Below are 24893 nucleotides of genomic sequence, written 5' to 3'. Positions count from 1 at the left end.
CTCGTCCGGATCGGACGAAACAAACATGTCGTATTGCAATGCCATCAGCCCTTCTCCCGGAACTTTTGGCGAAAGGGAAGACCGAGCGCCTATCGCGCCATCACTTTCTCCCACTGTCAACAACCTGTGGCGAGCGGGCCGGATTTAACCCGGGAAAACCTGTGAGCGGACCGCCAAGCGGCAAGATCTCGGCCCGGAAGGGTCGAACGGGCGCCACTCACGGCGCCCGCGATGGTTCCGGTTAGCCGAGCGCGGCAACAGCCTCGATCTCGAACAGCATCCCGTCAAGCGCCAACCGCGGCACCGGGATCAGTGTGCATGTGGGTTTTGCGCCCTCACCCAGCGCCGCTTCCATTTCAGCGCCGAAGATATGCAACCGTTCTTCGGAGTGGTCGACGATCAGCACCGTCAGCTTGACGATGTCGCTTGTATCAGCGCCCGCGGCACCAAGCGCGGTGCGCAGATTGGCGAGCGCCTGGCGGACCTGCAGTCGGAAATCCGGATCGAGAGCCCCTTGCACGTCCTCGCCTCCCTGGCCGGCGACAAAGACCAGCCGCACGCCCGCCGGGACCAGGCCGACATGGGAGTAACCATTGACCGATGCATCATAAAGCCCAGGAGGATTGAAAAGGCGAATAGGCGATTTTGTAGTTGTAGACGACATTTTTTGCTTTCCGTTGTTGCACGACGAAGCCGTGGAAACGCCGTATGGAGGATCGCCGACGTTGTGGGTCGGCGTGCCGGACAGCGCGTTCAGGCTCCATATCGTTTTGACGATCCAGCAATGCTTCCCGTGACGCGGGCGAGTGGATTTCTTTTTGGCTGCGAGCGTTCGCATTTAGACACAGGCGGTCACGGGTGCCGGATCCCGCGCGACGCGATGATTGAACTGCTTGCGTTCGAACAGGGCAGATCGGGTAGCTTCTTGCCCAACCCGACGACGGCCTTGATTGCTTTAACAGCAATGGCGTAGCTAGGCAGTCGGTTCGACAAATCGGTCCAACCGTCTCCGCATCACAGCGAAAGGTGCCCCATGAACGAAGAACCGAAAATCGTCCTGTCCCCGCTCTCGCAGGAGTTCTCCCGCGACGGCATCACTGTGACCGTCGAAATCTCCCGGATCGAGGACGGCAACGAGTGGGTGCTGGAAGTCATCGATACCCAGGGCATGTCGACACGCTGGGAGGATCTCTTCGCAACGGATGCCGCAGCGCTCGCCGAATTTCTCAGCGCCGTCGAGCAGGATGGCATGTCCGTGTTCGTGATGCCTTCGGCGCTGCACTGACGAGCTACCATATTTTCCGGCTCCGGGCCGAACGGCGCCACGACCGATAAAGTGACCGGCGCCGCTCCCGGGTCGAACCTCCCGCCATTGAAAGCGCCCGGGGCGACTTTCACGCCAGCCGCTCGCTGAGGGCAGACGTGCGAAGACGGGTGGTGTTCAACAGGCCGGCCGCCTGGATCAGCGGGTAAGCCGCGGCCGCTATGTGCGAATTGATCCGGTGCAGGTCACCAATAAGATCGATGAACAGAGCATTGCTTCTAAGACTGACGCCCTTTTCCATGCCTTCCCGGCCGAGATGCTCATTGATCGCGCGCTCCTCGAGCGCGCGGAAGCGATCTTTCTGGGATGCCAGGCGGGCGGCAGCGCCGACGTCGCGCGACGAAAGAGCCACCGGCACAAGGCGTAATGACACCGCGACCTCGTCGCAGAGCATATCGAGGGCCTCGCGCTGGCTCGGCGCCAACTGGATGTCCTGCTTGATCTTTGCCCGGATGCGGTCGGCGAGGTTGAGCTTGATCACATCACCCGCATGTTCGAGATTGCTGGCAAAAAGCATGATCTCAAAAGCGCGGCGCGTATCGCCACCCGACAGTTCGCCCTGGGCCAGCCGGCCGAGATAGGCATGGACCGACCCCATGTAGGTGCCGAGCTTGAAATCGATGGCGTTGACCTCCTTCAATGTCTCCAACCGACTGGACGACAACGCCGTGAGCGACATCTTGAACATGCGCTCCAGCAGTTCGCTCATCCGGATCGTCTCGATCGTGGCATTGGAAAGCGCGACGGCCGGCGTCGTCAACGAAGCGCTGTCGAGATAGCGCGGTGTGGCCAAGGGATCATCGGCGGCCGAAGCATTGGGGATCAACCGGTCGACGAAGCGCACGACGACAGGGGAGATCGGCAGGAACACGGCGGCGACCGTCAAGTTGAACGCCGCATGGAGTCCGACCGCGACATGCAAGGGGTCCAGCGGCACACCGGCGGCAGCATCGACGATCTGTCGCGCCAACGGCAGCAGCGCGATTGCCAGAAGGCCGCGGCAAAGCAGATTGGCGACTGGGAGCCTTCGGGCGACAGATGGCTGGTCGAGGGTCGCGCTGACGGCCGGCAGGCCGCCGCCGAAATTGACGCCGAGGATCAGGGGCACGGCGCCGGCCACTTCCAGACTGCCATTGGTCAGCAGCGAAGCGATTAACAAGATGACCGCGAGCGTCGAATGGCAGAACCAGGCGAGACCGGCGCCGACGAGGAAACCGAGCACCGGCTCATTGGCGATCGCGGCGAGAACGTCGTGAAACAGCGTCGCCTCGCGCAGCGGAGCGGTCGCCGAAACGATGACCTTCAGTGCCAGCAACATGAGGCCGAGCCCCATCATGATGCGGCCGGCGTTTCGCGGGCGAAACTCGCTCGACGCTCCGAAGGTGAGATAGCCGGCAAACAGAAAAAGCGGCGCCATCGTCGTTGCCAGCGACGAGCCCGATGCGAAAAGGCCGGAGACGAGCGCCGAGCCGATATCGGCACCGAGCAGAACCGCAAGGCCTGTCGTCGCCCCGATCGCACCGGCGCCTGCCAGACCCGCTATTATCAACGCCATGGCCGTGGCGCTGCCGAGAACGGCGGTGGCGGCGATGCCGCCACCGAATGCTGTCAGCCGGTTGGACAGGCGCTGCTCGACGAACCGCTGCAGCCGATCGCCCCATCCCCGCATGACGCCGGTTCGAACCATCCGCACACCCCAGAGCAGGAGCGCGACGCCGCCGAGCAGCTCCACAATGACAAACGTTCCGGAATTCATGTCCAGCGAGGCCCTTCCGCTCGAAGCGATCAATCGGCGACGGAAATGTCGGGAGCGACAGATCCGATGTTGTAGCCTTCGAGCTGGGCTGCAGATCGGTCCGGCACGGGAAAATTCAGGATGGTTGCCGTGCCCGGCGTCACGGGAACGACGCGCGAGGGCGGCAGGTCCAGAAACTCGTGGCAGGCTGCGCGAATGACCCCGCCATGGGCGACCACCAGCAGGTCGCCATCCGTGCGCGACATCCAGTCACGAACCCCGTCAGCAACGCGATTGCGAAAGGCGATCCAGGTTTCGGCATTGGCGGGCGTGAAGGTGCCGGCGCGCCAGGCGGTGTAGTCCTCCGGACGTTCGGCGATCAGCTCCGGCTTGCGACGCCCCGTCCATTCGCCCATGTCGAGCTCGCGAAACCGCTCGTCGGACGGCGCGTCCGGATGTCCGATCAGCGCAACGGTCTGCCGCGTCCGGCCGAGATCCGATGCGATGATACGGGCGGGCTGCAGCGCCTTGGCATAGGGGCGGAAACGCCGGACCTGGGCAACGCCGCGTTCAGACAGCAGCGAGTTGTCCTGGCCCTGCAGCCGTTGTTCGGCGTTCCACTCGGTTTCGCCATGGCGCATGAGGATCAGCCTCATTGATTTATCCTTTCTCCGCTGACGGCAAAGACAGCGTCAGGGGTCCTGATGAATGACAGTGTGACGGCGTCCCCGGGCATTGCGCTGAAGTAACCCTCCGCCATGCCGGTGATGCGCAGATCGCCGAGCATGGCGGTGACCATCGTGCGTCCGGCGATCGGTGCTGCCTCGGCAAACCGCGCGGTGACCGACGGTTTGTCCGGCACCGCGCCGACGCAGACGTCCTCGGCCCGATAGAGAAGCTGCACCTCTGGATGGCCAGCGGCGATCGAGCCGGACACCAATGGCGTATCATTGAACACGAAAGTCTCTCCAACCCGGCGCGCCGGTAGGAGGTTGGCCGGCGGCGTGCCAAGAAAGGTGGCGACGAAGGTCGTTGCCGGGTTGCGCAGCAGCTCGATCGGCTTGCCGAACTGCTCGACACGACCATTGTTGAGCACTGCGACGTGCGTCGCCATGGTCATCGCTTCCACCTGGTCGTGGGTGACATAAACCGACGTGGCGCCCGTTGCCCGGTGTATCCGCATCAATTCGCTGCGCATCTCGATGCGCAGCTTGGCATCGAGGTTCGACAGCGGCTCGTCGAACAGCAGGATGCTGGGTTCGGGCGCGATCGTGCGGGCGATTGCCACGCGCTGCTGCTGGCCGCCGGAGATTTCCGCTGGATAACGTTCGGCAAGGGCACCAATGCCAAGTAGGGCAAGCACCTCCTTGACGCGGCGGTCGCGTCTTTCGCGCGGCCATCGCGCGACCTTCAACGGCCAGGCAATGTTGCCGGCGACGGTCATGTGCGGCCAAAGGGCGTAGCTCTGGAAGACGAGGCCGGCGTTGCGCCGCCCCGCGTCGGCGATGACGCCTCCCGCACCACTGGAGACCGTCTGGCCGACAAAGGCGATCTCGCCTTCGCTCGGGCTTTCCAGGCCTGCCAACATGCGCAGCAATGTCGACTTGCCGCAGCCGGACGGGCCGACGAGTACCAGGAACGAGCCGGCCGGGACCGAAATGTTGACATCCTTGACCGCCGTGAAGGCGCCAAATCGTTTGACGAGGTTGCGGATCTCTATGGCGTCCGCAGCGCCGGTTGCTAGGGCGTTCATGACTCTTTCCATTTCTGGACGCGGTTCTGGAGGCCGTGGGCCAGAAACGAGGCCGCAAGGCAGACGATAAGGATGACGAGGGTTATGGCGTTGGCAAACTGCATGAAGCCCTCGGCGGCATAACGATAGGCGACCATGCTGAGTACGGGCGACGTCGCGGTGAACAGCAGCACGACCAGCGAGAGATCGCGCACCATCTTGACGAAGACGAGGATCGCACCGGCAAAAAGGCCGCGGATCGCCAGCGGGAAGATGATCGCAAACAGCCGCCGGAGCAGGCCGGCCCCGGTCAGCCGCGCGCTTTCCTCGATGTCGGCGGAGATCTGACCGAGAACCGAGCGGCCGGACTGCACGGCAAAGGGGAGATTGTGGGCAGAGGCTGCAATCACCAGCAACGCGAAGGTGCCGTAAAGCGAAGGCAGCGGACCAATCGGCGCACCGAAGAGCGCGATATAGGCGGCTGCAAAGGCAATGCTCGGCACCAGAAGCGGAACGAAGGCAAGCTGGCTGAGGATCGTGGCGAGCAGACTGCCGCGGCGCTGGACGATGGTATAGGCGAGCGCGAGGCCAAGCAGCATCGTCGTCAGCGCGACGACAAGGCCGAGGCGGATGGTATTCCAGATCGCGTCGATCAGCACGGGATTGCGGAAGATGCCCGCCTGCCCCTGGGCAATTTCGCCGCCGCCTTCGCCGATCCAGAAATGCAGCGTCCAGTTCGAAAACAGGGCCCCGCTTTGAGGCGCAAGGCTTGAGGCCGCAAGCACCAGGACCGGCGTCACCGTGGTCAGAAGACCGACGAGCACGGCGACGGCAAAGAGCGGCCAGCGCCAGGCGCCAAGGGGAAACCGTTTCGTGCGTCCGCCCTTGCCGGTGACCGTGATGAAAGCCTTGCGGCCGGAGACGATGCGGTCCGATATCCACAGGAACAGTGCGGAAACGGCGATCAGCAACAGCGCAAGCACGAAGCCGCGCTCGTTCTGGCCGGTTTCGATCATGCCGAAGAGGCGGGTCGAAAGCGTCTGCATGCGCACCGGCAATCCCAGGAGCGCAGGTGCGGCGAAATTGGCAACGGCGCCGGCGAAGGTAAGCGAAGCGGCAGCGATCAGCGCCGGCGTGACGACGGGCAGGATGATGCCGAAGAAGATACGCGGACGCTTCGCACCAGCCATCTGACCGGCTTCAACGAGATCGGCGCCGACCGAACTCAGGGCCGCTGCGATAATCGCATAGGCCAGCGAATAATAGTGGGCGATCAGCACGATCGCGGTCGGCACCAGCCCCCAGGCGAGCCAGTCGGGAATGGCAAGGCCATTGGTTTCGAAGAAGCCGGCGGAGCCGCCGAGCCGTGAGTTTCGAAACAGCGTCCCCCAGGCAAGCGCCGCGGCGAAGCTCGGGATCATGTAGGGCAAGGTCCCCATCAGTCCGAGCAGGCGACGTCCCGGCACGTCGGTCAGGACCACCAGCCAGGCCAGAAACCCGCCGAGGATAAGACAGCCGCTGGCGACCCCGAAGCCGAGGACCATGGTGTTGAACAGGGGGCGCCACCAAAGATTGAAGGACAGCGGGCTGAAGAGCACCGCCTGCCAGGCCCCGATGCCTGCAGGGGTGAGCGTCGACAGAAGGATGCGCACAAGCGGCGCCACCACCAGGATGGCGACGATGGCAACGAGGATTGCCGGCATGACGAAGCCTGATCGGAGCAGCCGGCGACCGCCCGATGGCGCAAAGGTCGATATGAATGTCATTTGCGAACCTCGGCATTTGCCGGCGCAGCCTAAGTTGCGCCGGCAATAAGCCCGTTATTGAAGCGTGATGATGAGATCGGAGACGCGCCCGCGGGCAGCGGCGGTCTTTGCCGGGTCGATGGTCCAGGCCTTCAGCTCGCCGAGTTTGACGGAGTCCGGATGGTGGGCGATGGTCGTGCGCGTGGCATAGTCGCCGGGAACGTTGAACGGCTCGAAGCCGGCACCTCCCGTCGGCGTGTCGTCGCCGAACATGAAGTCGATCAGCAACCGGGCGGCGGCCGGATGCGGCGCCTTTTCAGCAATCGTCAGAACGGCCGGAAACAGGATGCCGTTGGCGGGCTCGACATTGTTGGCGACTTGCAGTGCCCAGCCTTCCTTCTCATTGTCACGCCGGTCCGAATAGGTGCCGAAGCCGACGGGAGGGTTCTTGGCAGTGGCATCGCCGACGGACTTGTTGAGCACGTCGCTATTGGGGACGAGGATCAGGTCGTTGGCAAAGAGGTCCTTGATGAACTGCTCGCCGGCGCCCTGAAGATCGGCATCAACGGCAATGTCCTTGCCGAACTGCGCCTTGTAGGCCGCGGCCATCTCATCCGGATGGAGCGCAATCTCCGTCAGGAGGTCGAGCAGTTCGCCGCGCTGGCTCGGATCGACCATCAGCACCTTGCCCTGCCACTCCGGCTGGGTCAGCTGCCACAGGTTGGTAACCGGTGAACCCCCGGGAAAGGCTTTCTCGTTGTACATCAGCACCTTGGTCGAAAGACGCTGGGTGAGCAGCGGCCCCTTGTAGCGATCGTCGATCTGGGCGGCGACGCGCGGCGGCACATAGTTGACGATGCGCTTGGCTTCGAGAAGCTTGCTGAAGACGACGGGCGTGTCGGCGATATAGAGCACGTCGACGGCATGAACGCCTGCCTGCTGCTCTGCCTCCAGACGCGCGATCTGCTTTGTCGAGCTCATGTCGAGGCCGATCAGGTCGACGCCCGGATAGGCCTCCTCGAAGGCTTTCTCGATCTTGGCGATCCGGCTCGACAACGAAAAGACGGTGACGCTGCCCTCCTTCTGCGCAAGCGGCAGCAGTTGTTCGGGCGTCATGCTATCCAGATCTGCCGCCATTGCTGCCGTGGGCAGCACGACACAGGCCGCAAGTGCGGACTTCATCAGTCGCTTCAACATGGTTTCCTCCTCCATTTTCCCCACTCAATCAAAGTCGTTGAACAGCTCCGACAGTTTCTCCAGCCTGCCGATCACCTCGCGTTCATGCCTGCCGGCAATCGTCAGGACGATGCCGTTGACGATGGCAAAGGGGATGGTCGGTGTCTGAAACTCGCTTCCCGAACGCCCCCGCGGCGCGGCCAGCATCAAGTCCGCAATCGGCTCCATCAGCGGTCCGGCAAGGTCCGAAATCAAAATCGTTCGCGCGCCGACGCGCCGGGCATGCTGCACCAGCGGCGCATAGCTTTGCGGCTGCTTGCGAAAGGCGAGCGCAATGACGACGTCGCTCTTGTCCATGCTGACCATGCGCTCGGCGATGTCCCGGCCGCGGCCGGTGAGCGCGATCGTCGTCATGCCGAACCGGTCGAGGCGACGCTGCAGGAAGCCGGCGACGGACTGTGCGTGCCCCTGGCCAAACACGAACACCCGGCGCCCTTCGAAGATGATGTCGGCAGCGAGATCCACATCACTTTGCGGCACCGAGCGCGCGAGCGTTTCCAGGGCCGAAATCTCCGCGGCAATCAGATCGGTCAGATAATCGCCGTGCTCGACCTTGGCGACCGAGCGGCGCATGCGGGTCGCGGCATCCTGATCATCAAGCACCTCGCGCTGCAGCTGTGCGCGCAGATCCGGAAAGCCGCGGTAACCCAGCTTCTGCGCCAAACGGGTGACCGTCGCCTCATGAACGCTGGCCCGCTGCGACAGCTGCGGGCCGGACAGAAACGCAGCCTCCGCCCGGTTCTCGAGCATTGTCGCGATCAGCTTTTGGTCGGCCTCGGTCAGCCTTTTCGATTGTGCCTTTATGCGATCGATGAGTGTCATGGCGCTCTACAAGTTTCTTTGCATGACACATCGTTCAAGCAAACGACCTTGCAGTCAAGGCGACACCCGCAAGAATCCTTGCAAGGCTCTGCAAGGCTTGGCCCAGCACTCGAAAATCAGTCTAATCTCTAGGGTTTCCCGCGGCTATCGGACGAAATCCACGCCAAAGTGGGCAGAAAACTGGCGCTTGCGACAGTGTGGAACGTCGCCGACAAAAATCTTTGCAAAGACCCGCAAAGGAATGGACGCCGTGCTGCCGCTCATTGCAGAACGGCGGTCGAAGGCGCGGGCGGCTGCAAGGTTGTCGGCAGCGACGCATCGGCCCGGGCAGCATGACATTCACTGGCGGCCTCGACGTTCAACGGCGACCGGTGGGGAAGCTTTCCGGGAAGCGAGGCAACAGAGCTCCCGCGACGACGAGGGAAGGAGCGCAAGCGAAGCGCCCTTCGCACCGTTCAGGCCTCGAAATCGCCGAACACATCCTGCAGCCGCGTCAGCATGCCGACCCGTTCGCTGACCTCGTCACCCAGGACGACGATGATGTTGCTGAGCATCAGGTCCATGACGGCAATAGTCGTGGCAGCACCATCCCACAGGGGGCCATGCGAGCCCGGGACCACAAGGCAGATATCCGACACCTCTGCTGCCCAGGGGCAATATTCGTCCGTGTAGAGGATGACCTTGACGCCGGCCCGGCGCGCCTCCATCGCGAGCGGCTTCGCCTTGGCGGCAAAGCGGCGCACGTCGTGCAGAAAGAGCACGCGGCCCTCCACCGAACCATCGAGCAGTTCCGAATAGGTTCCGTTCAGGCCATCGACGAATTGCACCCGCGAGCGGGTATAGGAGAGCTGGCTGGCAAAATACTGAGCGATACCGCGCACGTTCTGATAGGCGGCGACATAGACTTCGCTGGCACCGATCAGCGCGTCGATCGCCTGCTGCCATTCCGGCGAGGTCGTCAACTCGTAGACCATGCCGAGATTGTTGATCTGCTCCTGAATCAAGCCTGCAAGCAGCTTGCCCTCGCGAATGTCTTCGCGCAGCCTGTCGACCGGACCCTTCACCTGCCAGGCCGGGTTGGAGCTGCCGCGCCGCAGCTCGTGCTTCAGCTGGTCGAGGCCGTCGAAGCCCATGCGCCGGAGGTAGCGCCCGACGGTCATCGGCGACAGCTCGAGACGGCTTGCGATCGACTTTGCCGTTTCGAACGGGATCTCCGCCAGATTGCGCTCGATGTAATGGGCAATCAGCTTGTCGGATTTCGACCGCCTGAGTTCCTCGCTCTGCACGAGCTTCAGGATTCGTTGTGCCACGTCCCCTCCCCGGAGATACTTCCGCCCGCTGACAGCGCCGCGCGTCGGATATGACGCGCAAACGACGCTGCAACGCCTTTTAACTTGCGGCAGGCGGGCGGAATTGCCGATCTTTGTCGCCGCTACTGCGCCGTCTTCACCTTCGTCCAGACACGATCGAGCTGGCGCACGCCGGAGCCCAGGTCCTCGAAGATCTGCAGCCGTTGCATCGTTTCGGGCGTCGGATTGATTTCCTTGCTATTCTTGATCTGGTCGGGGGTCAATTGCCGTGCCGGTACGTTGGCGGTGCCGTTGGTCTGCTGGGAGACGTTGAGCGCGGCGACTTCCGGACGGGTGTAGAACTGCAGGAACTTAATGGCGCTATCCTTGTTCGGCGCGGTCTTCAGGACGCAGATATCCTCCTGGTACATGGTCGCGCCTTCCTCGGGGATCACGTAGCCAAGGTCTTTCTGGTTGGCAAAGACGTCGACCATCGCGCCGACGAAGAAATGACCGGCGGCGACGTCGCCGGACTGCACCATCGGCCGGGTATCGTAGGTGAAGGCAGCGACGTCAGGTTTCATCGCGATGATCGTATCGGCCGCCTGCTGCAGCTCGGCGGGGTCGGTCGAGTTGACCTTGTGGCCGTTGAGGATCAAGCCCACGGCCAGAACCTCGCGCATGTCGTCGAGCAGAGTGAACTTCAGCCCCTTTTCCTTGACGGTCGCAATCAGGTCCTTCCAGCCGACGACGTCCTTGCCCAGGACCTTGCGGTTGTAGACGATGCCGACGGTTCCGAAGGCGTAGGGCAGGCAAAACTCGCCCTTGGGGTCGCTCTTAGCCCTCAGGAACGCCGGGTCGATGTTCTTGAAACCTTCATAGGCATTGATGTCGGTTTTCTCCAGAAGGTCGAGCTTGGACATGATGTCCTGCATGTGCACCGACGGAAAGACGACGTCATAGCCGGTCGCGCCGCCCTGGATCTTCGCCAGCATCTCCTCGTTGGAGGAATAGGTGGAGAGGTTGACCTTGATCTGGGTCTCCTCCTCGAACTTCTTCAGGACCGCCGGATTGATGTATTCGCCCCAGTTGTAGATGTTGAGCTCGGCGGCATGGCCGAGGCCGGTCATGGCGATCAAGGCGGACAGCGAGAATGCGGCGGCCCGTGCGGGGCCGAAGAGTTTGGCCCTGGTCGCCCGGACGACGCGGCTTGCTTTCGTCATAGATAGTCTCCTCTGATGGTTCGTGGGGACTTGCGCCCCCAGGATCGGACCGTTCCCTGGTCCTTGCCGGCTCCGGCTTCTGCGGCCGTTGACACCGATGAGTAAATGGTATCCATATATCCAAAACGCACAAGCGTTATTTAAATAACATTTTGGGGAATGACAGATGCAGGATTCCATTGTCCGGCTGGAGGGGGCGAGCAAAGCCTTCGCCACTCCGGAAGGCGGGAGCGTGACAGCGCTTGATGCCATCGATCTTCAGGTGCGGCGCAACGAGTTCCTCACGCTTCTCGGACCATCCGGCTGCGGCAAGACCACGTTGCTGCAGGCGATCAGCGGCTTCGTCGAGCTCGACGGCGGACGCATCCTGATCGACGCGGAGGACATGACCGACAGGCCACCCTATCGCCGCCCCGTCAACACGGTCTTCCAGAACTACGCGCTCTTCCCGCACATGACGGTCGGTGAAAACACCGCCTATGCGCTTGAGGTCGCCGGCGTCGCCAAGGCCAGGCGGCGCGAGCAGGTGGCAGCCGCCCTGAAGATGGTGGGCCTTGAGGGCATGGAGGGCCGGCGCCCGCGCCAGCTTTCCGGCGGCCAGCAGCAACGGGTCGCGCTTGCGCGTGCCATCATCGCGCGTCCGAAACTGCTTTTGCTCGACGAGCCGCTTTCGGCCCTCGACAAGAACCTGCGCCAGGCCATGCAGATAGAGCTGAAGACACTGCAGCACGAGCTCGGCATCTCCTTCATCTTCGTGACGCACGACCAGCAGGAAGCGCTCACCATGTCGGATCGCGTCGCCGTTCTTTCGGGTGGGCGCATCCAGCAGCTCGATACGCCCCGCGCGATCTATGACCGCCCGGTCAACAGTTTCGTCGCGACGTTCATCGGTGCAAGCAATCTCTTCGAAGGCAGGATCGATGGCGACCGGTTGATGACCAGCGACGGTACGGAAATCCGCCATCGGCGAACGCCGTCAGCGGCATCGGGTGCAGCGACGGCGCTGATCCGGCCTGAGCAGTTCTTCCTCGCCGATGAAGCCGAGCCCTTTCCCTGTCTCCACATCGACCTGGAAGCCATCGTCTTCGTCGGCTCGACGTTCGAGCTGTTCGGCCGCACACAGGCGGGCAGAAAGATCGTCGCCGAGATCCCCGCCGGCCGTCGCAGCCTGATCGGCGACATCGAGCGGACGCGCCGCGCCCGGCTCGCCTATGACCCGGCAGCCGTACACCTCATTCACCCTTGCGCGGAGGCGTGACATGTCGATCGCCATTCGCCGCCGCGTCCAGCTCGCCGTCCTGCTCGGTCCCGTTTCCCTGTTCCTCGCCGTCTTCTTCCTCGGTCCGCTCGCCATCATGATGGTCACGAGCTTTCTGGCGCCAGGCCTCTACGGTGGCGTGGAATGGACCTTCTACCCGCACAATTTCGGCCGCATCCTCGGCTTTGCCGATCCGATGTTCGAGGATTTCGATCCCGTCTATATCGCCATCTTCATCCGCTCGGTGAAGATCGCCGCACTCACCGTTATTGCCGCTTTGCTGGTCTGCTATCCCGCGGCCTTCTGCATCGCCCGCCTGTCGGAGCGATGGAAGAATTTCTGCCTGTTCCTCATCACCCTGCCCTTCTTCACCAGCCTGATCGTGCGGCTGTTCGTCTGGGTGCTGATCCTGCGCCAGACCGGCCTCGTCAACGAGATGCTGCTGTCGACGGGACTGATCGCCCGGCCGCTGGACCTGATCTATACGGACGGCGCGATCATCCTCGGCATGGTCTATGTCTTCATCCCGTTCATGTTCATGCCTGTTTATGCCAGCGTCGAGAAGCTGGACTGGACGCTGGTGCGTGCCTCGCTCGATCTCGGCGCCGGGCCTATCCGCACATTCTGGCGCATTATCCTACCGCTGACGGCTCCCGGCATTGCCGGCGGCGCGATCATCGTCTTCATTCCGGCGCTCGGCAATTTCGTCGTCCCGGCCATTCTCGGCGGCGCCAAGGTGATGATGCTCGGCAATCTCATCGAGCAGCAGTTCCTGGCCGCCCGCAACTGGCCGTTCGGCTCGGCGCTGGCGATGATGGTCATGAGCGTGATGCTGGTGCTGCTGCTCGTCTATGTGCTCGCGTCTAGCCGCCGCGGCACCGACGCAGCACTTGCTCGCTGAGGTCCCCCATGAAGATCGCTCAATCCCTTTTCCGCGGAAGCCTGCTCGCCTACACCGCTCTCTTCTTCGCCTTCATCTACATCCCGCTGGTGGTGATCGCCGTTTATTCGTTCAACGCCAACCCGGTCAACATGATGACCTGGACCGGCTTCACCACCGAATGGTACGCCCAGGTGCTCGGCTTCAAGACGACGATCTCCGAGAATGCGCTCTATATCGAATCGACCGGCCAGCTTATTCAGGCGGTGTGGAACAGCCTCGTCATCGCCACCTCCACGACACTGATCGCCACCGTCTTCGGCACGGCCATCGCGATCGGCCTCTACCGTTTCGACTTTCTCGGTCAGCGTTTCTACCGGGTGATCATGTTCATGCCGATGCTGATGCCCGACATCGTGCTCGGCATCGCGCTTTTGATCTTCTTCGTCAATTCGGGGATCAGCCTCGGCCTGACGACGATCGTCATCGGCCAGTGCACCTTCCTGATTTCCTATGTCTTCATCGTTGTCTCAGCGCGGCTGGCCGGCATGGACAGAACACTCGAAAACGCCTCGGCCGACCTCGGCGCCGACGAATGGACGACCTTTCGACGGGTGGTGCTGCCACAGCTCCTGCCCGGCATCGTCGGCGGCGCGCTGCTCGCCTTCATCATCTCGATGGACGATCTGGTGATCACCTATTTCATCGCCGGCGTCGATGTGACGACGCTGCCGATGTTCATCTTCGCCATGCTTCGCCGCGGCATCAAGCCGGAGATCAATGCGATCGCGGTGATGATGCTGACCTTCTCCTTCGTCGTCGCCTCTCTCGGCCTCTACCTCCGCTCCCGGCAGAAATGATCATGGACAACAAACGCAAAACCGTCTCTCAAACACGCGCTCGGGACCTCGGCTTGCCATTCAAGGGCCGGACCGGCCCCCTGAACGCCATCACCGATGTCGCAGGGATCGCCGTCGGCTTCCACACAATCTCAGAAGACGTGCCGCGCCCGGGGCGCAAGCGCCCGGTCAGAACCGGGGTCACCGCCATCCTGCCACATGCTGGCTCGGCCGTGCCCATCCCGGTTTATGCGGGCGTGCATCGCTTCAACGGCAACGGCGAAATGACCGGCACTCACTGGATCGAGGATGGCGGCTTCTTCCTCGGCCCGGTGATGATCACCAACACCCATGCGGTCGGCATGACCCATCACGCCACGATCAAGTGGATGCTGGAGCGCTATGCCTCCACCTATGACAGCGACAATTTTCTCTGGATCATGCCGGTGGTCGCAGAGACCTATGACGGCGTGTTGAACGACATCAACGGCCAGCCCATCGGCGAAGCCGAGGTCCGGGCAGCACTCGACGCTGCCAGCGGCGGACCTGTTAAGGAGGGGAATTGCGGCGGCGGAACCGGCATGATCGCCTATGGGTTCAAGGGCGGCACCGGCACCGCCTCTCGGGTCGTCGAGTTTGGCGGGCGTGATTACACGATCGGCACGCTGGTGCAGGCAAACCATGGCCAGCGGGACTGGCTGACAATCTGCGGCGTACCGGTCGGCGAGCACATGCGCGATGGCACGCCGCAGAGCCAGATGCAGGAGCGCGGGTCGATCATTGTCGTGATCGCCACCGATCTGCCGATGGCCCCGCACCAGCTGCAACGCCTCGCCCGTCGCGCCTCGATCGGCATCGGCCGCAACGGCACGCCCGGCGGCAACAATTCCGGCGACATCTTCCTGGCGTTTTCGACCGCCAACCCGCAGCCGATGGCGCACCGCGCTCCGCCGCGCCTCGCGCTTGAGATCGTCAATGACGAAATGCTCGATCCCGTCTATCTGGCAACGGTCGACACCGTCGAAGAGGCGGTGGTCAACGCCATGATCGCAGCGGAAGATTCAGGCGGCACCGCGCATGACCGGTTCAAGATCGAAGCCATCAGACATGAACCACTTCTCGAGGTCATGCGGAAGTACGGGCGCTGATGCGGTTTCCCTGTGTTTCCCGCCCAGATTGCCGACCAAGGCAGCTTCGATGCCGTGCCTTTTTCGGCGCGCTTCTACCGGCTTAGGATTTGTCGGCGACGCCGCACTGACAGGCGAGGGTAACGGCTGGCTCTTGGTTCCGTTACAAGCCCTGAGCGAACCGTATGATGGCAGTGCTGACATCATCGGGCCGCTCCTGCGGCACCCAGTGCCCACAGTCGGGTAGGAAGATGGTATCCACCAGCTTTGGCACCAGTCGCGGCATCTCGGCGATGATCGCGCGCATGCCGGGAATGGCCAATCCGGTATCGCGCTCCCCCATCAGATATACTGCCGGAACGTCGACGAGCTTTCCCTTCAGGCAGGATTGCAGTGCCCAATTCCGATCAAGATTGCGGTAGTAGTTCAGCCCTCCGGAAAAGCCGCTTTGCCGGAAAGCGTGCACGAAATTCTCGAACTCTGCATCGCCGATCCAGTCCGGAAGCTTTGCGGGGACAGGAAGGCTGGCCAGCAGACCGTCGCGTTTCGACACCATGCCGAAGGGATTTGGCGTCCTGTCGTCGTCGCGCGGTCCGGCCTCGCCGGACGCGGCAAACATCAGTTTGCGCAGCGTCAACGCCACATCCCGCTCGAACTCGGCTTCGGCGACACCTGGCTCTTGAAAATAGAGCGCATAGAACAGTGCATCCGCGGTTTTCGGGAAAATCTGCGTCGGTGGAGCTGGCGGTTGCGACATCATCGGCACGCCGATGGCCACGACGCCGGTGAAGCGGTCAGGTCGCAGCAGCACCGCCTGCCAGGCGACGCTCGCGCCCCAGTCATTGCCGACAATGATCGCGTTCTCGACGCCGAGCGTATCGAGCAGCCCGACCATGTCGCCGGCGAGATGGAAGAGCGTGTATTGATCGACCTCGTCAGGGCGGCTGCTCTTGCCATAGCCGCGCATATCCGGCGCGATCGCACGAAACCCGGCGGCCGCCAGGGCCGCAACCTGATGTCGCCATGCATAAGCGGTTTCTGGAAAGCCATGGCACAACAAGACCGCCGGCCCTTCGCCCGCCTCCAGGAAGTTCAAACGAATTCCATTCGCGTCTACGAGGCGCTCCTGCATTCTCTTCTCCAAACAGTTCCGCTTTCGGGCTTCGAACGAAACGATATCGCTACAGAAATCAAAAACCGTGCCCTTGTCCGCTTCATTCCTATGCGCAACACAATATGTTACGAACATCGACAGGTCAATAATTCATAACAAATTAAGTTACACATAGGAGTGGTCGATGCCACAGGACAACCGCCTTTCAAGAATGCTGCATGTGCTCGTTCACATGCATCTGCTCGGCGGCACCGAAACGTCGCAGACGATCGGCTTGATGCTCTCCACCAACCCGGTGGTGGTCCGTCGCACGATGGCGGCACTCAAACGGCATGGTATCGTCGGCTCGGAAGGCGGGCCTGGTGGCGGCTGGCTGCTGACCCGCGGCGCGGAAGAAATATCCGTTCTCGATGTCCACAAGGCGCTCAACGACAAATCCGTCTTTTCGCTGGGGCTGGCCGCCGATCATGCAGGATGCCCCGTTGAGCGGGCCGTCAACGCGCATCTGTCAAAGGCGTTCTTGGCGGCGGAAACGGTGCTCAACGACGAGTTTGGCAAGCTGACTTTGGCGCAGATTGCCCGGGAATTTACAGCAGCGCGCTAAGCGCGCCCGAGGAACCTTGGGGCCCAGAGCGTTTCGGATTTAGACGGGACCGCACAAACGCTCTATCGCTTTGTCTTTACGCATTTCCTGACGGAAAACCGCTTCGCACTTTTCCTGGAAATGCTTTAGTCGAGCTCGGCGATGAAGCCCGGTGTCGGCAGCGCCCGATCGCGAGCGCCCCATGTTTCGATCGTGGCCGTCAGCGGCAGTTGGTTGGCGCGATAAGCCACATAGAGGATACCGGCCCCGCCAACCTTCGGAACCTGGCGAAACCATCTGGTGTAGTCGAGCGGAGCACCGCTTGCCCATCGCCATGGGCGAGAAGCATCGTCTTTGACAAGGCTCAGCCAGGGGCCGACGCGCCGGTGCTCGCCACCCTCGAAAGCACCGTCGAAGAAATGTCCGTCTCCATTGACGAGAGACGCGACGAAAGCGTTCTCCTCGGCAGAGCCGATTGTCGCGAGATAGCCGCCGCAGCGGACGGCCGTGTTGCTTGCATCCTCCCAGGCGACATGTTCGGCCGCTGTAGGCGGCAGCATAGAGATGGCCGTCGAAACGGCCATAGGTCAGGGCGAGCGGGGAGAGACAGCGCACCATTTCCACCACCCGCGCATCCTCCAGGCCATCGAGGTCGGCCGCGTCATATCGGCGGGCTGTCGCAAGCGAGAGGATCTCCTGCTTTGGCGCCGTCGTCGCCAAACCAAGTGCTGCGGCCGTTTCCTGATTGACGAAACCGGTCTGCACGAGGCCGCGGGCGCGCTGGAACGATGTGATGGCGAGGCGGGTCTGGCTGCCGAAATTGCCAGCGACCGTTCCCGTGTCGAAACCGGCGCCGATCAACGACGTCTAGACCGCCGCCCTGGCCGGCCGGTCGGCGAATTCACGCTGCTCCTGCGCCATGGCTGCCAAGGGCGACCGCAGTTCTTCGCTTGCGGCATCATCGACGCCGACCTTGCGCGAGAAGCGCGCAAGCGCTTCGGCGAGGCCGCGGCCGTGGCAAAAAGGGGCATGTCGCACGTCCACTTAGCGCGTCACGAGCCTATCCCGCCTGCCTGAACTTGCGGCGATTGCGACCGAGAGCGATCGACTCCGCCGCCTCGATGATCGAGTCCGTATCGATGCCGAAATGCGCATAGAGGTCGGCGATCGTGCCCGTCTGCCCGAAATGCTCGACGCCGAGTGAGACGGTTCGGTGGCCATGCACCGATCCAAACCAGCCGAGCGTGGCGGGATGACCATCCGTCACGGTAATGATCTCGCAGCTATCGGATAGCGGCGCCAGCAGCGCCTCGATGTGACTTTCGGCGCTGTGGTGGCCATGACGACGGGCACGCTGTGCCGCAGTCCAGCCGGCGTTGAGCCGGTCGGCGGACGTCACCGCCAGCACAGCGACATCGCGGTGACGTTCCGCAAGTCGCCCCGCCGCCATCAGCACCTCGGGGGCGACGCAACCTTGATAGGCCAGCACCAGCTGGGTGTTCGGTCGCGGCTCGCGCAGCCAGTAGGCACCGTCGATCACGCCCTGGCGGAAGGCCGCATCCTCGCGGCGCTGCATCTGTTCGAGCGGACGGGTCGTCAGCCGGAGATAGACGGAACCGCCAGTCGTATCGCGAAGCCACGTCCGTTCGTCGTGCACGGCATCGCCATCGCGCTGCATATAGTCGAAGGACCAATCCATGATCACCGAGAGTTCGTCGAGATAGGCAGGCTCAAAACTGGCAAGCCCATCCTGGCTCATGCCGATCAGCTGCGAGCCGATCGATTGGTGAGCGCCGCCTTCCGGCGCCAGTGTGACGCCTGACGGCGTGCCGACGATCATGAACCGTGCATCCTGGTAGCAGGCGTAGTTCAACGCATCGAGCCCGCGCGCCACGAACGGATCGTAGACGGTGCCGATCGGAAGCAGGCGTTCACCGAACACCGAATGGGAAAGGCCGGCAGCCCCCAGAAGCAGGAAGAGGTTCATCTCGGCAATCCCGAGCTCGATATGCTGACCGCCAGGGCCGAAGGCCCATTTCTGCGCCGAGGGAACCTTCTCGTCGCGGAACGTGTCGGCCTGCATGTCGCGGGCGAAAAGGCCACGCCGGTTGACCCAGGGGCCGAGATTTGTCGAGACTGTCACGTCAGGCGCCATCGTCACGATGCGGGCGGCAAGCGCATCGTCGCGCTGCGCCAGGGCATCGAGGATCTTGCCGAACCCCGCCTGGGTGGAAAGTTCGCGGTCATCGAGCAAAACCGGCCCGGCCGATTGCACCGGTTCAGACTTGAACCGCCGGGTACCCTGGGCAAAGAACGACACGCTCTTCAAAAAGGTCTTCGCAGCTCCGGCATCGGCGACTGCCGCAAACTCCTCCCATTCCGCGCCGACCCTGACGCCGATCTTCTGCTGGAAGTCCTGCATCTGTGCCTTGGTCATCAGGCCGGCATGGTTGTCCTTGTGCCCCGCCAGCGGCGTTCCCCAGCCCTTGATCGTATAGGCAAGGAAGACCGTCGGACGGTCATGGTCGATACTGGCAAAGGTCTCAGCAAGCGTCTGGATGCAATGGCCGCCGAGATTGCTCATCAGCTCGGAAAGCTCGTCATCGCTGCGCGAAGCCAAAAGCTTGCTGACATTCCCCTGATCGCCGATCTCGTCCTGCAGCCGCTTGCGCCAGGCGCCGCCGCCCTGGAAGGTCAAGGCCGAATAGAGCTGGTTGGGGCAACGGTCGATCCAGGCGCGCAGCGTCTCGCCACCGGGTTCCTTGAACGCCGATTGCTGCAAGGCGCCATATTTGACGACCTTCACGTCCCAGCCGAAAGCGGTGAAGATGGCCTCGATCCGCTGCCACAGACCTTCGCGAACGACACCATCGAGGCTCTGACGGTTGTAATCGATCACCCACCAGGTGTTGCGCAGATCGTGCTTCCAGCCCTCCTGCAGGCACTCATAGATATTGCCTTCGTCAAGCTCGGCATCGCCGACGAGCGCGATCATGCGACCGTCGCTGCGCTTTTGCGCCCAGGGCTTCGAGGCGATGTAATCCTGGATGATCGAGGCGAAGGCGGTGATACCGACACCCAGACCGACAGAGCCGGTCGAAAAATCGACGTCGTCGATATCCTTGGTGCGGCTGGGGTAGGATTGCGCGCCGCCGAAGCCGCGGAAATTCTGCAGCTTCTCGCGCGTCTGGTTGCCCATCAGGTACTGAATGGCGTGGAAGACAGGCGCGGCATGCGGCTTGACGGCAACGCGATCCTCCGGCCGAAGGATGTGGAAGTACAGCGCCGTCATGATCGAGGTGATCGAGGCGGACGACGCCTGGTGCCCGCCGACTTTCACCTCGCCTTTTTCCCGGATGTGATTGGCGTTGTGGATCATCCAGCATGCGTGCCAGAGGACCTGTCGCTCAAGATCCTTCAGGCATTTCAGCGTGGCGGTCGAAAGAATCTGCTCTTCCATGTCGGCTCCTCCCAGAACCCGGAAACGCTACACCCAGCGACGCGAAATATCCGATCTATCTTTGTTGGAATTTTTGCCGATACCGGCAATACTGACCGCCGAAACGCCATTTTAGGAAATTTCATGCCGAAGAAGACGCCAAGCTTTGACGCCGCGACCATCCGTATTCTCGATCTCTTGCAGCAGAACGCCGAGATCAGCACGGCCGAGCTCGCCGATGCAACCGGACTGTCCGCCTCTCCCTGTTGGCGGCGGGTCAACGAACTCAAGGAGAGTGGGGTCATCAAGGGCTCGGTCGCGCTCGTCGACGCCTTCGCCCTTGGCCTTGCGGTCAACGTGTTCGTGCACGTCTCGCTCAAGCAGCAGGACCGCGCCTCACTCGATGTCTTCAGCACTGCCATCAAGACCAAGCCGGAGATCGTCGAATGTTACCTGATGACGGGCGAGTCGGATTACATGCTGCGCGTCGTCGTCGAGGATCTGATGAAATATCAGGCGCTCGTCGTCGACTTTCTGACGACAATCCCTGGCGTCTCTAGCATCCGATCGAGCTTCGCGCTCAGCCAGATCAAATATACGACCGCGTTGCCGACAGAGCACCTGCGCAACGCCTGAACATGTTTTGTCGGGCTATTCCTGAGTTTTGAGGTAGCTTAACACGGCATCGGCGATCAGCCCCTTGTGCCGTTGCATCGTCTCCGGCTCGCAAAGGTCACGGCGGAAGATCGTGCCGAACGTGTAGCGGTTCGAGACACGGAAGAAGCAGAACGCGCTGATCAACATATGCACGTCGATCGGATCTGCCTTGCGCTGGAACACACCTTCGGCAACACCGCGTTCCAGAATGCCGGCAATGGTTTCAATAACCGAGACGTTGAGATCGCGGATCGCTTCCGAGCGCATCATATGGGCGGCGTGATGGATGTTTTCGATGCTGACCAGCCGCACGAATTCCGGGTTGGCCTGATCGTGGTCGAAGGTGGTTGAAATCAGGGTGCGCAACGCAGCCTCGGGCGCGAGGCTCGACAGTTGCAGATCGGCCTCCAGCGTCCGGATCTTGCGGTAGGACCGCTCGAGTACGGAGAGATAGAGCCCCTCCTTGCTTTCGAAATAGTAGTAGATCATCCGCTTGGAGGTTCGGGTCTTTTCGGCGATCGCGTCGACTCGGGCGCCTGCGAGACCATGGGTCGCGAACTCGTCCGTCGCGACGATGAGGATGTCCTCCTTCGTGCGCTGTGGATCGTTCTTGCGTCCGTTCTCTGCTCGCGCCGCCATGCCCAATTACTTCCTCACCCTTGATTTTCAACGAGAAACGGCCGTGGCCGTCACGCATTGACCGCGGCTCCACTCCGCGTCCTGCCCAAAGTCTTATTGGGCTTGCCGGTTTCTTTCAAGACATGCCGCTTGACATTCGAACTAGTTAGTACATTTTGAAACGGCATCCTGGTCGCTTGGAGGAGAGATCGGCATGCCAGCCTTGCGCGCCTGGATGTCCTGATCGATGACGGATGTCACAGACCGCAAGTCGCGGTTGATCGCCTGGGAGGAGCGAAATGGTGAGGATAATCGAATTCTGCTTCCTGATGCTGAAGGTCGCCATCGCGCTTCTACTTGCGGGCATGGTGGTGCTGGTCTTCGGAAATGTCGTGCTGCGTTACGCCTTCAACACGGGCATCACCTATTCCGAAGAACTGTCGCGCATCTTCTTCATCTGGCTGACCTTTCTCGGCGCCGTCATTGCCATGCGGGAACATGCCCATCTCGGCGTCGACTCGCTGCTGCGCCGCTTGCCGCCGCTCGGCGCGAAGGTCGCCATTCTCTGCGGTCACGCACTGATGCTGGGCGCAACATGGCTGATGATCAGCGGCAGCTGGACGCAGACACTGATCAATCTGCATGTCGCAGCACCGGCCACCGGCATTTCCATGGGCTTCTTCTACGGCGCCGGCCTCGCCTTCGGCATTCCCGCCTTTCTGATCATCCTCTGGGACGCGTTCTGCGTGCTCACGGGTCGCATCGATGTGGCCACGGCCGAGTTCGTGCGTGACAGCGAGGATCAGGCCGTCCTCGACGACCACCCGACGCCTTCGCTCGCCCAACCCATCGCAAAGCCCTGAGGAGACGACGATGACCGTTACCATTTTCCTCGGCGCTCTGCTTGGTCCGATGGCCCTTGGTGTGCCGATTGCCTTCGCCCTGATCATCAGCGGTGTCGCGCTGATGATGTATCTCGGCCTCTACGACGCCCAGATCGTCGCCCAGAACGTGCTGAACGGCGCCGACAGTTTCCCGCTCATGGCCGTGCCCTTCTTCATGCTCGCCGGCGAGGTGATGAACACCGGCGGCCTGTCGCGGCGCATCGTCGATCTTGCCATGGCCTTGGTCGGCCATATCCGCGGCGGGCTCGGCTTCGTCGCCATCTTTGCCGCCTGCATCATGGCGAGCCTTTCCGGCTCGGCCGTTGCCGATGCGGCAGCGCTCGGCGCACTTCTGTTGCCGATGATGCTGAAATCCGGCCACGATCCGGCCCGCGCCGGAGGCCTGCTCGCCTCCGCGTCGATCATCGGCCCGATCATTCCGCCGTCGATCGGCTTCATCCTCTACGGCGTCGTCGGCGGTGTCTCGATCACCAAGCTTTTCCTGGCCGGCATTTTCCCCGGCCTGATGATTGCAGCCGCCCTCTGCGTGACCTGGTTGATCGTGTCGCGCAAGGAGCAGCATCAACTGCCGCCGCGCCAGAGCGGCGCCGTCAGGATGAAGACCTTCATCGACAGCCTCTGGGCGCTGTTCCTGCCTGTTATCATCATCGTCGGCTTGAAGTTCGGCGTGTTCACCCCGACGGAGGCCGGCGTCGTCGCCGCCGTCTATTCGCTGTTCGTGTCGATGGTGATCTATCGCGAGCTGCCGCCGGCCAAGCTGTTCCAGGTCTTCGTGGCTGCGGCGAAGATCACCTCCATCGTCATGTTCCTCGTTGCCTGCTCGGCCGTTTCGGCTTGGCTGATCACGGTTGCCGACGTGCCCGGCGACCTCGCCGCCCTGGTCGAGCCGCTGATGGACAACCAGACGCTCCTGCTCCTAGCGATCATGGTGCTCGTCGTCGTGGTCGGCACCGCCATGGACATGACCCCGACCATCCTGATCATGACGCCGGTGCTGATGCCGATCATCAAGCAGGCGGGCATCGATCCGGTCTATTTCGGCGTGCTGTTCATCATCAACAACTCGATCGGCCTGATCACACCGCCGGTGGGCACGGTGCTCAACGTCATCTGCGGCGTTTCCAAGCTGAAGATGGAAGACCTCATGAGGGGGGTCATGCCGTTCCTGATCGCCGAGCTGATCGTCCTGTTCCTGCTCGTCTTGTTCCCGCAACTGGTGACCGCGCCGGTTTCCTGGTTTGCGCGATAGGCACAAAAAACACATGCAAAGTTCAACCGGCCGGAGGGAGAACCCGGCCAAGTATGGGAGGAAAACATGTTCAACAGACTGATGAAAATCGCGCTCGGGCTCGCCGTGCCGGTAGCGCTGATCGCAGCGAGCCCGGCGCTGGCCGAGATCCGTGAGCACCAGCTCAAGTTCGCCGCCGCCAACAACAAGGGCCATCCTCAGGTGATGGGCATGGAGAAGTTCGCCGAACTGGTGAAGGACAAGAGCGGCGGCAAGATCGAGGTCAAGCTGTTTCCGGGCGGCGTGCTCGGCGGCGACGTGCAGACCGTATCGGCGCTGCAGGGCGGCGTGATCGAAATGACGGTTCTGAACGCCGGCATCCTGGCAAGCAACGTCAAGCAGTTCGGCGCCGTCGATCTGCCCTTCCTGTTCAACAATGGCGAAGAGGCCGACAAGGTGATGGACGGCCCCTTCGGCACCGGCCTTGCCGATCTTTTGCCGGACACCGGGCTCGTTGGGCTGGGCTATTGGGAGCTCGGTTTCCGCAATCTCACCAACAATCGTCACCCGGTCACCAAGATCGAGGACATCAAGGGCCTGAAGATCCGCACGATCCAGTCGCCGATCCCGATCGAGCTGTTCAACAATCTCGGCGCCAATGCCGTGCCGCTGCCCTATACCGAGCTCTATACCGCGCTCGAGACCGGGACGGTCGACGGCCAGGAAAATCCGGCCGCAAACATTCTCAACGCCAAGTTCTATGAGGTGCAGAAGTACATGACGGTGACCCGTCACCAGTACAATCCGCAGATCGTGCTGATCAGCAAGAAATTCTGGGACGGTCTCAACGACGAGGAGAAGGTAGTGTTGCAGACCTCGGCCACCGAGGCCCGCGACTATCAGCGCCAGGTCTCGCGCGAGTTCGACGCCAAAGCGATCGCCGACATCAAGGCGACCGGCATGGAAGTCAGTGAGCTTTCGCCGGAGGAAACCCAGAAGCTGCGCGACGCAGTCAAGCCGATGATCGAGAAGTTCAGCGCCGAAATCGGTCCCGACACTGTCGCAGCCCTGTTCAAGGAGCTTCAGACGCTTCGCGGCCAGTAAGCCTGCCGCCGGCCCGCTTTTATGCGGGTCGGCAA

At 62.3% G+C, this 24893-nt stretch carries 23 protein-coding genes and 1 pseudogene; 10 read left to right on the top strand and 14 right to left on the bottom strand.

The genetic code is table 11. The annotated features are described in order from the left end of the window. Positions 1-241: 241 nt before the first annotated feature. The gene (locus J3R84_RS21585) at positions 242-664 is read right to left on the bottom strand and encodes a RidA family protein (RefSeq protein ID WP_025429364.1); all 423 of its coding nucleotides are present in this window, start codon (positions 662-664) and stop codon (positions 242-244) included. 369 nt (positions 665-1033) lie between these two features. Between J3R84_RS21585 and J3R84_RS21580 the strand changes: the two genes are divergently transcribed. Further along, positions 1034-1285: a hypothetical protein gene (locus J3R84_RS21580; RefSeq protein WP_203527753.1), complete on the top strand. Its 252-nt coding sequence runs from the start codon at positions 1034-1036 to the stop codon at positions 1283-1285. A gap of 109 nt (positions 1286-1394) precedes the next feature. Here the strand turns inward: J3R84_RS21580 and J3R84_RS21575 are convergent, their stop codons facing one another. From J3R84_RS21575 to J3R84_RS21540, 8 genes are all read right to left on the bottom strand, one after another. Next, a complete protein-coding gene (locus tag J3R84_RS21575; protein WP_057209933.1) occupies positions 1395-3080 on the bottom strand; it encodes a Na/Pi cotransporter family protein in 1686 nt (561 codons plus the stop codon). Positions 3081-3109: 29 nt separating this feature from the next. Continuing rightward, positions 3110-3715, bottom strand: a complete 606-nt coding sequence (locus J3R84_RS21570; protein WP_025429367.1) for a histidine phosphatase family protein — start codon at positions 3713-3715, stop codon at positions 3110-3112. Continuing rightward, entirely contained in the window at positions 3712-4812 is a 1101-nt protein-coding gene (locus tag J3R84_RS21565; RefSeq protein ID WP_057209935.1) for an ABC transporter ATP-binding protein, read from the bottom strand. Before J3R84_RS21565 ends, J3R84_RS21570 begins: the two co-directional genes overlap by 4 nt. After that, positions 4809-6557 (bottom strand): ABC transporter permease, encoded by a 1749-nt coding sequence (locus J3R84_RS21560; RefSeq protein WP_057209937.1) that lies wholly within the window; start codon positions 6555-6557, stop codon positions 4809-4811. The genes J3R84_RS21565 and J3R84_RS21560 overlap by 4 nt, the downstream gene beginning before the upstream one ends. Before the next feature lie 54 nt (positions 6558-6611). Next, positions 6612-7730, bottom strand: a complete 1119-nt coding sequence (locus J3R84_RS21555) for an ABC transporter substrate-binding protein (RefSeq protein ID WP_057210115.1) — start codon at positions 7728-7730, stop codon at positions 6612-6614. Between the two features lie 27 nt (positions 7731-7757). Beyond that, entirely contained in the window at positions 7758-8594 is an 837-nt protein-coding gene (locus J3R84_RS21550; protein ID WP_082523731.1) for a MurR/RpiR family transcriptional regulator, read from the bottom strand. A gap of 455 nt (positions 8595-9049) precedes the next feature. Beyond that, positions 9050-9904, bottom strand: a complete 855-nt coding sequence (locus J3R84_RS21545; RefSeq protein WP_057209938.1) for a MurR/RpiR family transcriptional regulator — start codon at positions 9902-9904, stop codon at positions 9050-9052. 122 nt (positions 9905-10026) lie between these two features. Then, a complete protein-coding gene (locus J3R84_RS21540) occupies positions 10027-11013 on the bottom strand; it encodes a polyamine ABC transporter substrate-binding protein (protein WP_057210119.1) in 987 nt (328 codons plus the stop codon). Between the two features lie 259 nt (positions 11014-11272). On the opposite strand from J3R84_RS21540, the gene J3R84_RS21535 reads away from it, so the two are divergent. Genes J3R84_RS21535 through J3R84_RS21520 form a run of 4 tightly spaced genes read left to right on the top strand, consistent with a single transcriptional unit; the run spans position 11273 to position 15231 of the window. Then, the gene (locus J3R84_RS21535) at positions 11273-12364 is read left to right on the top strand and encodes an ABC transporter ATP-binding protein (protein WP_057209940.1); all 1092 of its coding nucleotides are present in this window, start codon (positions 11273-11275) and stop codon (positions 12362-12364) included. Between the two features lies 1 nt (position 12365). Continuing rightward, positions 12366-13265: an ABC transporter permease gene (locus J3R84_RS21530; protein ID WP_057209942.1), complete on the top strand. Its 900-nt coding sequence runs from the start codon at positions 12366-12368 to the stop codon at positions 13263-13265. An 8-nt stretch (positions 13266-13273) separates the two neighbouring features. Next, entirely contained in the window at positions 13274-14104 is an 831-nt protein-coding gene (locus tag J3R84_RS21525) for an ABC transporter permease (protein ID WP_057209943.1), read from the top strand. A gap of 2 nt (positions 14105-14106) precedes the next feature. Continuing rightward, the gene (locus J3R84_RS21520) at positions 14107-15231 is read left to right on the top strand and encodes a DmpA family aminopeptidase (protein ID WP_057212824.1); all 1125 of its coding nucleotides are present in this window, start codon (positions 14107-14109) and stop codon (positions 15229-15231) included. A 142-nt stretch (positions 15232-15373) separates the two neighbouring features. Here J3R84_RS21520 and J3R84_RS21515 read toward each other — a convergent pair whose 3' ends face one another. Next, positions 15374-16342, bottom strand: coding sequence for an alpha/beta fold hydrolase (locus J3R84_RS21515; RefSeq protein ID WP_057212826.1), 969 nt, complete (start codon positions 16340-16342; stop codon positions 15374-15376). A 166-nt stretch (positions 16343-16508) separates the two neighbouring features. On the opposite strand from J3R84_RS21515, the gene J3R84_RS21510 reads away from it, so the two are divergent. Further along, on the top strand, positions 16509-16928 hold the full coding sequence (locus J3R84_RS21510) for an Rrf2 family transcriptional regulator (RefSeq protein WP_057209948.1): 420 nt from the start codon (positions 16509-16511) through the stop codon (positions 16926-16928). Positions 16929-17053: 125 nt separating this feature from the next. Here J3R84_RS21510 and J3R84_RS21505 read toward each other — a convergent pair whose 3' ends face one another. The 3 genes and pseudogenes from J3R84_RS21505 to J3R84_RS21495 form a co-directional block, all read right to left on the bottom strand. Then, positions 17054-17467: a lectin-like protein gene (locus J3R84_RS21505; protein WP_203527751.1), complete on the bottom strand. Its 414-nt coding sequence runs from the start codon at positions 17465-17467 to the stop codon at positions 17054-17056. 223 nt (positions 17468-17690) lie between these two features. Further along, positions 17691-17768: pseudogene (locus J3R84_RS21500) on the bottom strand (hypothetical protein); the annotation flags it as partial. Between the two features lie 199 nt (positions 17769-17967). Beyond that, positions 17968-20367 carry a thiamine pyrophosphate-binding protein gene (locus J3R84_RS21495; RefSeq protein ID WP_225906257.1) on the bottom strand — a complete coding sequence of 800 codons (2400 nt, stop codon included), beginning with the start codon at positions 20365-20367 and terminating at the stop codon, positions 17968-17970. Positions 20368-20490: 123 nt separating this feature from the next. Between J3R84_RS21495 and J3R84_RS21490 the strand changes: the two genes are divergently transcribed. After that, positions 20491-20982 (top strand): Lrp/AsnC family transcriptional regulator, encoded by a 492-nt coding sequence (locus J3R84_RS21490; RefSeq protein ID WP_025429380.1) that lies wholly within the window; start codon positions 20491-20493, stop codon positions 20980-20982. Positions 20983-20997: 15 nt separating this feature from the next. Here the strand turns inward: J3R84_RS21490 and J3R84_RS21485 are convergent, their stop codons facing one another. After that, the gene (locus J3R84_RS21485; protein ID WP_025429381.1) at positions 20998-21642 is read right to left on the bottom strand and encodes a TetR/AcrR family transcriptional regulator; all 645 of its coding nucleotides are present in this window, start codon (positions 21640-21642) and stop codon (positions 20998-21000) included. 278 nt (positions 21643-21920) lie between these two features. On the opposite strand from J3R84_RS21485, the gene J3R84_RS21480 reads away from it, so the two are divergent. The 3 genes from J3R84_RS21480 (at position 21921) to J3R84_RS21470 (ending at position 24858) form a co-directional block, all read left to right on the top strand. Further along, entirely contained in the window at positions 21921-22484 is a 564-nt protein-coding gene (locus J3R84_RS21480) for a TRAP transporter small permease (protein ID WP_057209953.1), read from the top strand. 10 nt (positions 22485-22494) lie between these two features. Beyond that, the gene (locus J3R84_RS21475) at positions 22495-23775 is read left to right on the top strand and encodes a TRAP transporter large permease subunit (RefSeq protein WP_057209955.1); all 1281 of its coding nucleotides are present in this window, start codon (positions 22495-22497) and stop codon (positions 23773-23775) included. 66 nt (positions 23776-23841) lie between these two features. Then, a complete protein-coding gene (locus tag J3R84_RS21470) occupies positions 23842-24858 on the top strand; it encodes a TRAP transporter substrate-binding protein (protein WP_084814487.1) in 1017 nt (338 codons plus the stop codon). Positions 24859-24893: the final 35 nt, after the last annotated feature.

Source organism: Ensifer canadensis (assembly GCF_017488845.2).
GTDB classification, from domain to species: Bacteria; Pseudomonadota; Alphaproteobacteria; order Rhizobiales; family Rhizobiaceae; genus Ensifer; species Ensifer canadensis.
This window is presented reverse-complemented; position numbering and strand designations above follow the sequence as displayed.

Excerpts from the sequence above, each read along its gene's own strand:
- J3R84_RS21520 (WP_057212824.1), top strand. The coding sequence starts at position 14,107 with ATGGACAACAAACGCAAAACCGTCTCTCAAACACGCGCTCGGGACCTC.
- J3R84_RS21475 (WP_057209955.1), top strand. The coding sequence starts at position 22,495 with ATGACCGTTACCATTTTCCTCGGCGCTCTGCTTGGTCCGATGGCCCTT.
- J3R84_RS21535 (WP_057209940.1), top strand. The coding sequence starts at position 11,273 with ATGCAGGATTCCATTGTCCGGCTGGAGGGGGCGAGCAAAGCCTTCGCC.
- J3R84_RS21515 (WP_057212826.1), bottom strand. The coding sequence starts at position 16,342 with ATGCAGGAGCGCCTCGTAGACGCGAATGGAATTCGTTTGAACTTCCTG.
- J3R84_RS21580 (WP_203527753.1), top strand. The coding sequence starts at position 1,034 with ATGAACGAAGAACCGAAAATCGTCCTGTCCCCGCTCTCGCAGGAGTTC.
- J3R84_RS21530 (WP_057209942.1), top strand. The coding sequence starts at position 12,366 with ATGTCGATCGCCATTCGCCGCCGCGTCCAGCTCGCCGTCCTGCTCGGT.
- J3R84_RS21470 (WP_084814487.1), top strand. The coding sequence starts at position 23,842 with ATGTTCAACAGACTGATGAAAATCGCGCTCGGGCTCGCCGTGCCGGTA.
- J3R84_RS21480 (WP_057209953.1), top strand. The coding sequence starts at position 21,921 with ATGGTGAGGATAATCGAATTCTGCTTCCTGATGCTGAAGGTCGCCATC.
- J3R84_RS21525 (WP_057209943.1), top strand. The coding sequence starts at position 13,274 with ATGAAGATCGCTCAATCCCTTTTCCGCGGAAGCCTGCTCGCCTACACC.
- J3R84_RS21505 (WP_203527751.1), bottom strand. The coding sequence starts at position 17,467 with ATGCTGCCGCCTACAGCGGCCGAACATGTCGCCTGGGAGGATGCAAGC.
- J3R84_RS21585 (WP_025429364.1), bottom strand. The coding sequence starts at position 664 with ATGTCGTCTACAACTACAAAATCGCCTATTCGCCTTTTCAATCCTCCT.
- J3R84_RS21565 (WP_057209935.1), bottom strand. The coding sequence starts at position 4,812 with ATGAACGCCCTAGCAACCGGCGCTGCGGACGCCATAGAGATCCGCAAC.
- J3R84_RS21510 (WP_057209948.1), top strand. The coding sequence starts at position 16,509 with ATGCCACAGGACAACCGCCTTTCAAGAATGCTGCATGTGCTCGTTCAC.
- J3R84_RS21570 (WP_025429367.1), bottom strand. The coding sequence starts at position 3,715 with ATGAGGCTGATCCTCATGCGCCATGGCGAAACCGAGTGGAACGCCGAA.
- J3R84_RS21560 (WP_057209937.1), bottom strand. The coding sequence starts at position 6,557 with ATGACATTCATATCGACCTTTGCGCCATCGGGCGGTCGCCGGCTGCTC.
- J3R84_RS21575 (WP_057209933.1), bottom strand. The coding sequence starts at position 3,080 with ATGAATTCCGGAACGTTTGTCATTGTGGAGCTGCTCGGCGGCGTCGCG.
- J3R84_RS21540 (WP_057210119.1), bottom strand. The coding sequence starts at position 11,013 with ATGACCGGCCTCGGCCATGCCGCCGAGCTCAACATCTACAACTGGGGC.
- J3R84_RS21485 (WP_025429381.1), bottom strand. The coding sequence starts at position 21,642 with ATGGCGGCGCGAGCAGAGAACGGACGCAAGAACGATCCACAGCGCACG.
- J3R84_RS21495 (WP_225906257.1), bottom strand. The coding sequence starts at position 20,367 with ATGGAAGAGCAGATTCTTTCGACCGCCACGCTGAAATGCCTGAAGGAT.
- J3R84_RS21550 (WP_082523731.1), bottom strand. The coding sequence starts at position 8,594 with ATGACACTCATCGATCGCATAAAGGCACAATCGAAAAGGCTGACCGAG.
- J3R84_RS21490 (WP_025429380.1), top strand. The coding sequence starts at position 20,491 with ATGCCGAAGAAGACGCCAAGCTTTGACGCCGCGACCATCCGTATTCTC.